Origin of the sequence: Capnocytophaga bilenii (assembly GCF_017565765.1) — a bacterium.
Lineage (GTDB): Bacteria > Bacteroidota > Bacteroidia > Flavobacteriales > Flavobacteriaceae > Capnocytophaga > Capnocytophaga bilenii.
Genome location: NZ_JAGDYP010000008.1, coordinates 49,303 through 63,127 on the forward strand (window position 1 = coordinate 49,303; position 13,825 = coordinate 63,127).

The following is a 13,825-nucleotide window of genomic DNA, read 5'->3' on the forward strand; positions in this document are numbered from 1 at the left end:
ATTTCTTAATTTTGCTATTTAGATAAGATAAAAATACTATCTTTGTACCCGTAAAGAAGAATACATTTATGAAATACTTTGTACGGGCGTTTATATTGCTGTCTTTCTTTCAGGCAGTTGCACAAAATCATTACAATCTAAGGGGAATAGTAACCGATGCTGATGGACTGCCATTAGCTGGTGCTACCGCACAAATAGTAGGTACTTTACAAGGAATAATCACCAATGATAAAGGTGAGTTCTTTTTATATACATCGCAACCAAAAGGTACTCTTATCTTCAGTTTTATGGGAATGAAAACTGTAAAACACCCTTTTCAGGGAGATACAACCTTCAAAATACAAATGGAAGATGATACTATGGTGTTAGAAGGTGTACAACTCGTTGCCAAGCAGAATATTAATGAAATTGATGCGCGTTCCAAAACTGGAAATGTAGAAACTATAGCAATAAAAGACCTCAAAAATACTCCTGTAGCAAGCTTAGCCTTAGCATTACAAGGTAAAACCCCTGGTATGCGTATTATCAATCGTGGTGAATTAGGTTCTAAACCCGAAATTCGAATACGAGGCAACTCATCGCTCCGCAAAGGTGATGATGCTAACCAGCCGCTCTTTATCTTAGATGGCAAAATGATTTCTGCTGAAACTTTCTATTATCTCAATCCTGAAGACATCAAAGAAATGAAAGTGCTAAAAGATGCCGTAGCTACAGCTCTTTATGGTATCAAGGCTTCTAATGGTGTTATAGAAATCACCTCAAAACGCGGGGGTGAAAAAACTTTTAGCTATCATATGCAAACAGGCTTTACGATGCCCTCGCCCCTAAAAGTACAATTGATGAATAGTACTGAAAAATTAGCTTTGGAACGCCTCCTAAAAAAAGAAGAAACCCCTGGTTATCTGTACAGCGAAGAGTATATAAACCGCAGATATTCAGGTAGTGAGCTTCCTTTACGTTTAGCCGAAGGGCAACGTAAGTTAGATTCATTGCGCCGTATCAATACCGATTGGCACAAAGAGCTGACCAACTTGCAAGTTTTCCAAAAACACGACCTCAGCTTCCAAAATGGAAATGATAATAACAATTACTATTTCTCATTAGGTTATCTACAGCAAGATGGACAAATAAAAGGCAACGGGCTACAACGCCTCTCTTCTCGCTTTGCTATCGACCAAAATATCACTAAAAATGCTGTAGCTACACTTTCTATGAATGGTGCTTATGCTAAACTCAATACACCCAATGGTGCTCACTTCTCTACCGAAGAACTCATCTATAACCTCAATCCTTACGAAACTACTAATTTTCAGCGGCTTTACTCCTACCCCGATAGAAGTTATGCAGACCTTTTCAATCAGTTCAGTGGTGAAAAAACTACTAAAAATATAGGTGCTTCTCTCAGCTTCAATTGGAAAATTACCCCTTCTTTAGATATTTCAGCTGTAGCTGGCTTAGACTATTCATTAGCTGATGACCTCCAAATAACTCCTGAAACAGCTTATTCTGAGCAACGATCTGGGCGTGCTCAAAATGCTTTGGGGACACTCTACCAATCGCGTAATACACTCACTAATATCACCGCAAACACACGCATAAACTATCAAAAGACAATAGGAAAACACGATTTTACCTTAGGCGCAAACGCCGATAACTACACTACTATTACCGACAATCTTTCAGTAATTGGGCACGGACTATATGGTAAAATACGCTCGGTAGCTGCTATTGACAATTCACTTACTGGGGCAGGAAAACCCACTATAGGTGGACGTAAACAAACCGACCGCAATCTCGGTTTCGGAGTGCTCACTGCCTATACCTATAATAATATTTACAACCTTTTCGGTACTTATAAATTAGATGCCTCTTCAATCTTGCCTAAAGAAAAACGTTGGAATAGTGCTTGGGCTATAGGTGCAAGTATCAACTTTAAGCAATATCCTTTCTTGCAAGACTCTCAGTGGATAAATGACCTCGATTTGCGTGCTTCTTATGGGCATACTGCCAATGCACAAGCCATTTCGCCTTCACTTATTACTGCTACTTTTAAATATTTAGCTGAAAACTATGCCGACACGCGCATTATGACCATCAATTCGCTGCCCAATAAAGATTTAAAAGCTGAACAAAACCAAATTACTGACCTTGGGCTCTCTGCTACTATTCTCAAAACCAACCTGCAATTCTCTATCTACAAACGCATTACCAAAGATGCCTTGTTAAGCATTCCCATTCCCTCGTCTGCAGGCTTTGACCTACAAATGCAAAATGTAGGGATATTAGAAAATAAAGGTTTTGAAGTAAGTATACGACAACCCATTTATTCTAATGAAGACTACTACATCAGCTGGGGTGGCAATATATCTTACAACCAAAATAAAGTTACTAACCTATACGGAAAAGACCGCATCTATACTTCTGCGGAACAAAAAATACCCGAATATCAGTTAGGCAAATCTACTGATGCACTCTACGGACTTAATTCTACGGGTATCAACCCTATTACGGGTTTGCCCGAATTTATCACTGCCGATGGGCGACAAGTAGATGCTAATACTGCGCTTTCTGCAGATGATTATATTTATTTAGGAATGGCATCACCTCCCTTTAGTGGAAGTTGTAACCTTTATTTTAGTTATAAAAAATGGGAACTTACTGCTGATTTTTATTACACTATTGGCGGTAAACGAAGCTATTCAAGCAAATACATACGTAATACTGACACCGCGCGCTATAATGCTGCTAAAGCACAACTTACTGATATGTGGTGGCAAGTAGGCGATGAAAATAAGCGCTACCCTACCCCATTCCATTCTGCCTCTGCTATTGAAAATTTAAGTCAGCCTAACAACAAAAACTTAATGAGTACTAGCTTCCTACGCTTTTCTAACCTCTCTTTGCGTTACCAGCTCAGCAAAGAAATGTTACAGAGTATAGGCAAGCTACGTTATGCTACTATTGGTCTCACTACAGCCAATATCGCTGTATGGTCGGGTTATAAGGATAGCGACCCCGAAACAAGTAACATCGTCAATCCTTTACCTCCTACTATTACTCTTAATTTAAATATTACCTTTTAAAAAAGCACCGATGAAAGCATATCAACTATTTATATTACTAATCATAGGGATCATATCCTCTTATTGTTCGCTCGATTTGCCTCCTGAAGACGAAGTGAGCGACCCCAATGCCATTACTTCGGTTACTTCGGCACAGCGACTATTAGCTTCTGCCTATAGCAGTTATAAGCCTTACAGTAATGCCCTTACTTGGGTATTGCGTTCTGATGACCTAATCCCTACTCAGTACCTCGCTCGCGAAGTAAACCTACAAAATACCTATAATTGGAACGACCGAGAACTCGTTAACCACAGCGAAGATATTTGGAAATCGCTGTACAACACTATTGCCCAATGCAATGCCCTCTTAGAGCGTTTGCCCAATGTAACCCCACAGAACAGCAGCCAACGCCGCGAATTGCAACTCGTTCAGCAGCGTGCTACATACCTAAAAGCACTTTGTTATTTTGATTTGTTGCGTATCTTCTCACCTGCATTTGGTCAGCACAACGTACAACCTTATGGTATTTTGTTTAAAAATTCCTTCACTTTTAAGCCCATTCAAGCACGACTAACTTTGAATGAATCGGTTACTGTTATAGAACAATTATTGAGTATTATAGCTATAAATGACGAAAACACCTACTATATCACCCCCGATGTAGCACAACTCACCCGTGCTGAGTTAGCCCTATGGGCAGGCAATCACAGCAAAGCGATTACCTTAGCACAACCGCTGCTGCATAAGTACCAAGCAACTCTTTTCAGCAGTACCTCTGTAAGCAATATATGGTCTGCCAACGCATCTCCGTTACGGCTTTTTGCCTTAGATACTAAAAATGTAACCACCTCCCCCTATTTATCGTTGGAATACAACACCAGTTTAGGTGATTATGCTATAGCCAACCACACGATTAGTTATACCAATACCAATGTGCGCAAAAATGTATATACCCTCCCCAATCCGCACACCCCCAATAGTTTTTTATTAGGCAAATACCGCAAGCAAGCACTACAGCGCGAGCAAATGCAGTACTACACTGTTGCCCGAAGTGCCCAAATCGTCTTTTTATTGGCAGAAGCCTATATAAAAGAGGGTAATAAAGACGATGCGCTCACACTTCTCAACCAATTAATGAGAGTGCGTAATGCTGCAACACTATCAACTACAGCCACCGATACCGAAACATTACTCAACCTTCTACTCAGCGAAAAACAAAAAGAGTTTATAGGTGAACCTCTTCGTTTTTTCGACCTCAAACGCAACCACCGCAGCCTTACCAAACGCACCTTTAGTGGTAGCAGTATCAATATAAGTGCCGATGATTATCGGTGGACACTCCCTATCCCTGCTTCCGAAAAACGCTATAACACCGCTATTTTGCAAAACAACGGCTGGAATATAGGCGAAGCAGGCAATTAATTTGTAACATTAAATATTCTTTATATGAAATTCATTAGTAATTTATGCGCAGTAGCACTCACTGCACTCAGTATTATTAGCTGTTCTAAAGATGACAACAGCAACCAATATTCAGGTAAAAACCAAGTGTATATCACGGCACAAGGCGATAAAACCCTGACAATTGGAGAAATCAACCAAAAAATTGATGCCAAAGTAACCCTTACCAACCCTGTAACCCAAAATACTAACCTTACCTTAAAAGCGGTAGATGCCAACGGACAGCCGTCCTCGCTCATAACTTTTTCTCAAAACCCCATTACCATAGCCAAAGATAGTAAAGAAGTTGCTTTTGAAGTGAAACTCAGCTCCAACGCTGCTCTCACCAAAGAACAACGATTAAAGATTACTTTTGAAAGTGCTGCAGAACTCGTAGCCAAAGAGGATTTAAATATAGTTGTAAAACCTACCCCTGCTATTGAGGCACTTACCGATGCGCAACGCACACTTTTAGATAGTTACAAAGCCAGAGGTATCGATTTGTACCCCTTTATAGGAAGTATAAAGGTTAAAACTACTGTTTTCAGCTCTGAAGGAGGCTCTACACAAGATTTTGCTACCGAATTTACTCGTGAATTTAATGGAAAAACCGTAATAGGGCTCAGCAGTAGCACTACCACTTCATCTGCTGTACTAAAAATGACCGATAACCCTATGGGGCTTACCGAATTTTTGTATTTCTTACTGAAGAAAAACACTATTGAAGATACTGAATATTTCACCCAGCAACCCAATCCTCAAAAGGTAATGGGGCTTATCAATTGGAATAAAAACAGTCAAGAAACCTTCAATGTCAGCTTAGATAATATTGAGATTAAAAACCCTGTCAATGGTGTTAGCGAAATCAACTTCATAGGCAACGTTACCAAAACAGATAATGAATCTGTCATAAAAGTTGTTCCTTTCAAAATGGAATACACCGCTTGGGACAGACTAAAAAATTTAGCTGCCAGCGGCAATACCGAAGCACAAAGTATCCTCGATAGCGATGGTACTTCCAACCCTCAGCATTATGTAAATAATGATAATATCCTTACAGACGAATACGAAGTAGGCAATTGGAAAGCCTCAAAAGGCTCTATCAACTTCCAAAATAAAACAATGTCCTTCGAGTTCTTAGTATATCATACCCTTAGCAACGGCTATGTACAAGTAAAAGTAGAATACACTGCCCAATAATAGACAAACCTTAGCATATTAAGCAAAAGATAAACCTTATTTTATTGGTTCTTCGGCAAAGATTTCATATCTTTGCCGAAGTTTTTATTTAATAGTAATGCGACAATTTTATCTATACCTCTTGTTCTTTATCACCATAAGCCACCTATACCCACAATCTACAACCCTCGCACTTCCCGAAAACACTATCAAAAAAACACTCCATACAGGCTTTACCTATGTGGTAATGCCCAATAATGCCCCAAAAAATAAAGTAGAAATACGTCTCTGCCTACGTGTAGGCTCAGCTCAAGAAAATAAAAATAATGAAGGGGTAGCTCATTTTATAGAGCACCTTGCCTTCAATGGCTCTAAGAACTACCCCAACAACCAAGCCATTGCCTTTTGGGAAAGCTTGGGAGCTAAATTTGGCGAAACTATCAACGCCTATACTACCGATGACCGCACTGTCTATAGCATCAGTCTTTCTAACATCAACGAAGAACAACTACAAAAAACTATTGATATCCTCGCCGATTGGCTCTATAATATGTCTATTACCCCCGAAAATATAGAAAAAGAACGCCGCATCATCACCGAAGAAATCGCTAGCTACCAACCTCGTAAAGACCTAAACCCCATAAAAGTAGGTTACGACCCACACTTATCACGCTTGCCCATAGGAACCAAAGAACAAGTCCAAAAAATTACTCAAAAAGACCTATTAGATTTTTATCAGCAATATTACACTCCACAATACGCAACCCTCATAGTTGTAGGCGATGTAGCTACCTCCAGCACTGTAAAATCCATTGAAAATACATTTAAAACTCTTTTAAACAAAAATGAACTGCCTGCAATATCTACAATAAATAGCATTCATTTTACTGAAAAACCATATTTTTTAGACACCGAAAAAGGAAAAAAAGGAAAAGATACCCTCACCCTACTCTATCCCAAAAAGTACAGCACTACCCATTGGAGAGGAATAGTAGAAGATTATATACAAAAAGTAGTTATTAACCTTCTCAAAAACCGAATGAAAGCTGCCAATAAAGAGGTAACTATCAGCAACTATTGGTATTTGCAACAATTAAGTTTCACCGAAATAGAAATTACTGCCGAAGACATCAAAAAAGAACTCAAAAACACCTTTTCTATCATAGAAGGTATAAAAAACAATATCACACAAGAAGAAATAGATAATGCTTTAAACAACGTAATAGAAAAAATACACCATATCCCTACAGAACGCACCTCCAACGAATGGGCAATGAGCTTCATTGATGCTTTCATCTTCAATGAAGAATTTATAGCTACCCAGCAAGACAAAGAAAAGCTAATAAACATATTACAAAATCTCAACCTCAATCAATGGCAAGAATCCTGCAATACCTTCTGTAAAATGTTAAACTATTATCCTTTAGCAACCTCCACACCTATAGCCATTTATACCACCAATGAAGGCAACATAGCTTACAGCGAAATACAAAATCTCATAGCCGAAGGCAAAAAAACACCCATAACCATAACTCCTTCCTTTGCTGAAAACACCTCTACTGCCCCTATAGCCTCCCCCGCAATACTCACCAACGATATAGCTTTCTCCCCTTCAATGATTACCGAAGAAACCTACTTCAGTAAACTAAAAATATATCGTATCAAGCTCAGCAATGGAGCTACTATCTACTTCAAACCCACACAAAATGACAATACGCTCAATATTAGCCTCCTTTTCAAAGGCGGTTATGCACTATTACCAAAAAAAGAATTTAAACTATATGAAGACCTGCTGTCGTATGTACATATGGGAGGTATACAAAGCTTCACAGGAGACCTCTATGAAGAATTTTTATATCAAAACAACCTATCATTCATCATCGGAACCGAAGCATACCATCATTTAGCAATGGCAACGGCTCCCGTTAGCGAAAGCAAATTATTATGCAACCTCATACAGCAAAAACTACAACACCCAGCCCTCGATTTTGAAAATTTCGAGCTGTTAAAACAAGAAGAACTACAATCTTCACTTCAAAAGCACCCCCCCCTCCCCTCCGACCCTATTAGGCTATTAGATTTCAAAATTGAAGCCCTAAAACAAGGTTTTCATATATTTACCAGTACCCCTAAAACCACCAATGATATTCTAAACACCGATTTAGAAACCCTACACCACTACTATCAAAAGCACTTTTTATCTGCTAACGGATTGCTATGTGTTGTAACAGGTAATTTCAATGTAGAAGAAGTAAAAAACAACTTAGTAGGAATGTTAAGCACCCTATCCAGCACCCTTACCACTACTATTGTAAAAGAAAAGAAAAAAATAATACCTTCATTTAAAACACTAAAAGCACCTCAAAACAACAATCGTACAGCTTTCACAATTCTCTATACCGATACCTATGAAAAAGGACTAAAAGGAACTCTATCAGCCAAATTATTCTGTGAAATAGTACGTAAGGCTGTCATTAGCGAAATACGCGAAAAAAACGGCTGGATATACTCCCCTTATGTAGGAATAGACCTACTACCTTACCCAAGTCCAAAATATTATCTCACTATCAGCGGCGAAACTGACAAAAACAACCTAAAGAAAATAGAAAAAGAAGTAAAGAAGATTATCAATACCATAAAAAAAAGGGAAGGCAATGATAGTACCTTCCTTAATGATATTAAAAAGACTTTTATTATTAATAAAAATGAAGCTCTTTCTGATGAAAACGCATTTCAATGGCGTAATTATCTCATTGATTGTTTTAAGAATGATATTTCTTTAGAAGAGCTATCCCTATATGAAGAAATCTTAGAAAGTATTAGATAACCCACAAAAATCTTTCACAATCCTTGCCGATATACGCCCTGCTTCCTCTACAAACTCGTTATAGGATATAGCATTACCCTCACCAGCCTTATCCGAGATGGCACGCAGCATTACAAAAGGAACTGAGAATAGATAACAAGTCTGTGCAATAGCAGCAGCTTCCATTTCTACAGCCTTAGCATCAGGAAAAGTATTAGCTATTTGCTGAAGCCTATTAGGGTCTGATATAAATGAGTCTCCACTCACTACCTGCCCGTAATGCATCGTATACCGATGCTTTTCTGCAACCTCTTTTATCACCCCCGAGTATAACTCATCTGCCTTAAAAGTCGGTGGCATCTGTGCTTGCTGACCTATTTTATAGCCAAAAGCCGTAACATCTACATCGTGATAACACACTTCTGTAGCCAAGATAATATCGTGCACTAAAGTACCTGCAAGCCCCCCTGCAGTACCTGTATTTACAATAAGTTTAGGATGATAGCGTTCTATAAGTAAGGTAGTTCCTACAGCAGCACTCACTTTTCCTATGCCCGAAAGTAGCACCACTACAGCTTTCCCCTCAAGAATACCCTCATAGAACGTAAATTTCCCTATTTTCGTTTCTTTACAATTACTAATAGCTTCCTTTAAAAGAGCTATTTCAAGTTCCATTGCACCTATAATTCCTATCATAATTTTCTACATTAAAAAAAAGTAGTTGTTTATAAGTTCAAAACAACTACTTTCATATTATCAATAAAAACTCCTCTTATTTATGTTCAACCAATAAAGGCTTCATATTCTCAGTCATAAAAGACTGTACTTTATTATCCTTATCACTATATATTAATAATGCTTTTATTTCAGGATGTTTAGATAAAAACGCTTTACTTTTTTCAAGTCCTATAAGCATAAACATTGTAGCATATGAATCAGATTGTCGTGATGATTTTGTTACTACAGTAGCACTTAGCATTTCACTTTCCAATGGTTTTCCTGTAAAAGGATTGATAATATGCACAAAACGTTTCCCTGTACCATCAATCCACACACGGCGAAAACTCTCATCAGTAGATACTGCCTCATTATCTAATTTCAAAGTAATTTCACTATAATTATCATCTAATTGATAAGGATCAACTACATCTATCACCCAAGTTTTTCCATCAATAATATTCTTGCCGCTTGCTTTTATCTCTCCAGCCACTTTCACCACATAATTATCTATCCCTTTCTTTTTCAAAAAGTCTCCAATAACATCTACGGTATAACCTCTCACTACTGAAGTCAAATCTATTTGAATAGGTTGAGATTCCTTCTTTACATAACCATCAGCATCTATTTTTACCTTATCAAAACCCACATAACGTTTTAAGCTGTCAAGCAACTCATCTGTAGGAAGTTCAGAGATAGGCTGTACCGATTCTCCTCCAAATCCCCATACTTTTACAAATATACCCACGGTAGGGTCATACATTCCTTCACTTTCTTTCCATACTTCACTAGCAGCAGTATACACTTTTTTAAAGTGTTCATCTGCCTTAGTAGGTACATATCCTTTATTAATTTTTGAAAGTATAGACTCTTCATTATAAACTGAGAGTGAGTTATCAATAACCCTTACAATTGAATCAACCGATGATTTCAAGCTAGTTGTATCAGTAGAAATATATTTAACCCTATATTCTACAGTCCCTGCTATACCTTCAAACTCTTGATATTTAGGAGTTTTCTTTTCCGAATCACATGAAAATAATAAAAGTCCCCCTAAAAATAATGTTAAAAATTTTGCTTTCATAGTTTGCCTTCCGATATAAAAAATAATTTAATTTTCTATTTAATATACAATCAATTTCTCAAAAGATTTTGTTTTAAAAATAAGTTCTTCATTCTTATCATTACTATACACCAATAATACCGCCATATCAGGATGTTTTTCCAAGAACATCTTACTTTTTTCCAATCCCATCACCATAAACATTGTTGCATAACCATCTGCATACATTGTCGTTGGGGCTACCACAGTAGCACTCAGCACATCACTCGGTGTTGATTTTCCCGTAATCGGATTTATAGAATGTACATATTTCCTGCCATTACTATCCACCCACACTTTGCGATAATTTCCAGAAGTTGCCAACCCTTTATCACTAAATTGAATTGTAGCTATCAATTCCTTATCATCTAAAGGTTTAATAGGATTTTCAACCCCTATAGTCCAAGGTTTATTATCCACTACATTCTTACCTCTCAAAAACATCTCCCCAGCTATCTCCACTATATAATTCTTTATCCCTTTGGTATTCAAGTACGCAGCTACTACATCCGAAGTATATCCTTGCGCTATAGCATTAAAATCAAACAATATATGGGAATCCTTTTTCCTTATATGATTATCATCTGTAAGCTGCACTTTATCAAACCCTACATACTGCTTCAGCTTCTCCAACGTTTCATCTGTAGGCAAGTCAGATTCTTCTATTTTTTTCTTACCAAATCCCCAAGCATTAACCAATACCCCTACGGTAGGATCAAAAAGCCCTCCACTTTCTCGCCATATCTGTTGTGATGCCTCAAAAACCGTCCTAAAATGATTATCAACTACCACAGTACTATCACCCTCGTTTATCTTTGTTATTGCCGACGCAGGAAGATAAGTTGATAGTGATAAATCTATTACTCTCAGTATAGAATCAATAGAAGGTTTCAAATCCTCTTTAGTGTCAGAAATATACTTAATATGATAAGTAGAGCCTTGCGCCTCTCCTTCTATCAAATAAATAGCCTCTCTGTTTTTAGGCTGGCAAGATATTAAAATTATAGTAACTAATGTTAATATTTTTTTCATATTTCACTTATCTCGGCGCAAAAGTACTCTTTATTTTTATAACTTACAAGAAAATAACAAATTATTTTTACATTTACATTAACAAACCATTAATTTCCTTTTAACCTCTTCTCCTTAGTTACTGATTTTTAGCTTTTTACAAATAGGAAGTATTTCCTCTTCCACCACTCTATAACGTTCTATCTCTGTTTTTGTGAGCCTCTTCCCATATGGCACTTCTTCAACCACAAAACCTACAGCACGTAATTTGTCAAAATAATCCAAACCATATACCCGCACGTGATCATACTGTCCAAATATACGTGTCCGTTCCTTGGGGTCTGTAATAGTCTCATCTTCAAAGGTAACCGCTCTATTATAATCCTGTGGCACCTGAAAAATCCCCCAACCACCTTGCTTCATTACCCTGTGTAATTCTTGCATAGCCTTCCTATCATTTGGAATATGTTCCAACACGTGATTGCAGAATATCACATCAAAGCTCTCATCTGCAAAAGGTAAGTTACATAAATCTGCTTTCACATCTGCCAAAGGCGAATTGAGATCTGTTGTAATATAATCAAGATTAGCCTGCTTCCTAAATCTTTTATAAAAAGCCTGTTCAGGTGCTACGTGCAACACCTTCAATGGTTTATCAAAAAAAGTAGTTTCTCTTTTCAAATACAACCACAATAGCCTATGCCTTTCCAACGATAAGGTTGAAGGTGATAACACATTAGCCCGCTTTTTAGTATAACCATATGGCAAAAAACGCCTAAACCTCTTCCCATCAATAGGATCTTCATATGTCTCTCCTCGCAAATAGAATGTCAAAAACGGACGTACTATATAGCTCAATTTTATAAGCCAAGTACGAGGAACTATATTTAATATCAAGCGAAACAAATCAATCTCTTTTTTTGCAGACAATTAATAATTGATAATCAGCCCTACACCCATTGTCCCTGACGAATAAACAGGATAAAGAGCTGCAGTAGCCAATTTTTTTTCTTCTTGCCGTTTTCCAGCAAACCATTTTGAAGTATAGGGTAAAAGCCAATAAGCCACTCTCACACTCAAAATACCAACACCAGCACCCACCAATACATCACCTATCCAATGACGATTATTGTAAATCCGCATAGCCCCTACTGTAGTTGCTATAGTATAACCTCCAATTCCTATCCATATATTGTCGTCTTTATACTCCTGCCAAAGCATCTCCATACCCGTAAATACATTGGCGGTATGCCCCGAAGGAAACGAATTATAAGCACTATTATCAGGTCTACGTATCTTAGCCGTATATTTTATTCCATTCACCACTGCACCCATAATAGCATACGCTGTAGCTCCCACTATAAGTCGTTCCTTGATGGTATGTTTTGGATTTACACCTAAATTACTGAATGCAAACACACTTGCCAAAGGTACATATTGTATATAATCATCAAAACGCAACTTTTCGCCCCCCGAATAATGATAAGCTTGTCGCTGCACATAACGATTAATGAAAGTAGCGTTAGAAATTACCCCTACTGTAATAAGTGAAGCAGGTAATAAACACTCTTGTACCTTTATACGTTTTTGCAATAATAAAGAAGATACCTGTAGGCTATCATTTTGTGCTCTTAATTCACAAAAAAATAAACAGCTTAAAATTATAAATACAGCTTTCAACAAAATAATAGTATATATTTTAAAGAATAAATAGTAGTAAAGTACCTATAACAATACGATAAATACCCCAAACTTTAAATCCAAATTTAGTAAGTATATGTATAAAAAACTTTACCGCTATCATCGCTACTACAAAAGCTACTATATTGCCTAAAATAAAAAGCCAAAAACTTTCTGATGAAGCCATTACCAATTCATATCCCTTTTGTTGAAGTTCTCCTTCAGCACCCCACTTTTTCAAAAAAAGCGAATACACCGTCACTGCCAACATCGTAGGTACTGCCAAGAAAAAAGAAAATTCAGCAGCAGCCTTACGCGTTAGTCCTTGTGTCATCCCCCCAATAATAGAAGCTGCCGAACGTGAGGTGCCTGGCATCATCGCCAAACACTGCCAAAAACCAATAATAACTGCTTTTTTCAGTCCTATTTCCTTTTCATTATCTATTCTCTGATGCTTAAACCATCTATCTACAAATATCAAAATAACCCCACCCAATATCAGTGTAATAGCAATAGCCTTTTGGTTACCAAGTACAGCCTCTATCTTATCATCAAAAAGCATTCCCAAAATAAGTGCAGGTACTACAGCACAAGCCAATTTAATATAAAAATTAAAATTAGAAAAATCAAAAAACTTACGCCAGTAAAGTACCACTATAGATAAGATCGCACCAAATTGTATTGATACCTGAAAACATTTCAAATACTCATCTTCAGGCACTCCCAATAGTGATGCCGTAAACCCCATATGCGCAGTAGAAGATATAGGTAAGTACTCTGTAAGCCCCTCAATAATCGCTATGATAATAGCTTGTAATGTATTCATT

Annotated in this window: 10 protein-coding genes; 4 read left to right on the forward strand and 6 right to left on the reverse strand. The window is 37.4% G+C overall.

The annotated features are described in order from the left end of the window. Nucleotides 1-68 precede the first annotated feature (68 nt). From J4N46_RS10155 to J4N46_RS10170, 4 genes are all read left to right on the forward strand, one after another. The gene (locus tag J4N46_RS10155) at nucleotides 69-3,083 is read left to right on the forward strand and encodes a SusC/RagA family TonB-linked outer membrane protein (RefSeq protein WP_208059193.1); all 3,015 of its coding nucleotides are present in this window, start codon (nucleotides 69-71) and stop codon (nucleotides 3,081-3,083) included. 10 nt (nucleotides 3,084-3,093) lie between these two features. Then, complete coding sequence (locus J4N46_RS10160; protein ID WP_208059194.1) at nucleotides 3,094-4,485, forward strand: RagB/SusD family nutrient uptake outer membrane protein; 1,392 nt, start codon at nucleotides 3,094-3,096, stop codon at nucleotides 4,483-4,485. Nucleotides 4,486-4,509: 24 nt separating this feature from the next. Then, the gene (locus J4N46_RS10165) at nucleotides 4,510-5,703 is read left to right on the forward strand and encodes a DUF4929 family protein (protein WP_208059195.1); all 1,194 of its coding nucleotides are present in this window, start codon (nucleotides 4,510-4,512) and stop codon (nucleotides 5,701-5,703) included. 97 nt (nucleotides 5,704-5,800) lie between these two features. Then, nucleotides 5,801-8,509, forward strand: coding sequence for a M16 family metallopeptidase (locus J4N46_RS10170; protein ID WP_236013941.1), 2,709 nt, complete (start codon nucleotides 5,801-5,803; stop codon nucleotides 8,507-8,509). On the opposite strand, the gene J4N46_RS10175 is transcribed toward J4N46_RS10170, so the two are convergent. The 6 genes from J4N46_RS10175 to J4N46_RS10200 form a co-directional block, all read right to left on the reverse strand. After that, on the reverse strand, nucleotides 8,492-9,187 hold the full coding sequence (locus J4N46_RS10175) for a 5'-methylthioadenosine/adenosylhomocysteine nucleosidase (protein WP_208059288.1): 696 nt from the start codon (nucleotides 9,185-9,187) through the stop codon (nucleotides 8,492-8,494). The two genes, J4N46_RS10170 and J4N46_RS10175, sit on opposite strands and share 18 nt — an antisense overlap. A 73-nt stretch (nucleotides 9,188-9,260) precedes the next feature. Next, nucleotides 9,261-10,289 carry an FAD:protein FMN transferase gene (locus J4N46_RS10180; protein ID WP_208059196.1) on the reverse strand — a complete coding sequence of 343 codons (1,029 nt, stop codon included), beginning with the start codon at nucleotides 10,287-10,289 and terminating at the stop codon, nucleotides 9,261-9,263. A 39-nt stretch (nucleotides 10,290-10,328) separates the two neighbouring features. Continuing rightward, nucleotides 10,329-11,339 carry an FAD:protein FMN transferase gene (locus tag J4N46_RS10185; RefSeq protein WP_208059197.1) on the reverse strand — a complete coding sequence of 337 codons (1,011 nt, stop codon included), beginning with the start codon at nucleotides 11,337-11,339 and terminating at the stop codon, nucleotides 10,329-10,331. A 114-nt stretch (nucleotides 11,340-11,453) separates the two neighbouring features. Further along, nucleotides 11,454-12,230 (reverse strand): class I SAM-dependent methyltransferase, encoded by a 777-nt coding sequence (locus J4N46_RS10190; RefSeq protein WP_208059290.1) that lies wholly within the window; start codon nucleotides 12,228-12,230, stop codon nucleotides 11,454-11,456. 18 nt (nucleotides 12,231-12,248) lie between these two features. Next, complete coding sequence (locus tag J4N46_RS10195; RefSeq protein WP_236013944.1) at nucleotides 12,249-12,911, reverse strand: phosphatase PAP2 family protein; 663 nt, start codon at nucleotides 12,909-12,911, stop codon at nucleotides 12,249-12,251. Between the two features lie 106 nt (nucleotides 12,912-13,017). Beyond that, the gene (locus J4N46_RS10200; RefSeq protein ID WP_009416712.1) at nucleotides 13,018-13,824 is read right to left on the reverse strand and encodes an undecaprenyl-diphosphate phosphatase; all 807 of its coding nucleotides are present in this window, start codon (nucleotides 13,822-13,824) and stop codon (nucleotides 13,018-13,020) included. Nucleotide 13,825: the final 1 nt, after the last annotated feature.

Coding starts and splice junctions, on each gene's coding strand:
- J4N46_RS10160 (WP_208059194.1), top strand. CDS start 3,094: ATGAAAGCATATCAACTATTTATATTACTAATCATAGGGATCATATCC.
- J4N46_RS10185 (WP_208059197.1), bottom strand. CDS start 11,339: ATGAAAAAAATATTAACATTAGTTACTATAATTTTAATATCTTGCCAG.
- J4N46_RS10180 (WP_208059196.1), bottom strand. CDS start 10,289: ATGAAAGCAAAATTTTTAACATTATTTTTAGGGGGACTTTTATTATTT.
- J4N46_RS10200 (WP_009416712.1), bottom strand. CDS start 13,824: ATGAATACATTACAAGCTATTATCATAGCGATTATTGAGGGGCTTACA.
- J4N46_RS10170 (WP_236013941.1), top strand. CDS start 5,801: ATGCGACAATTTTATCTATACCTCTTGTTCTTTATCACCATAAGCCAC.
- J4N46_RS10155 (WP_208059193.1), top strand. CDS start 69: ATGAAATACTTTGTACGGGCGTTTATATTGCTGTCTTTCTTTCAGGCA.
- J4N46_RS10165 (WP_208059195.1), top strand. CDS start 4,510: ATGAAATTCATTAGTAATTTATGCGCAGTAGCACTCACTGCACTCAGT.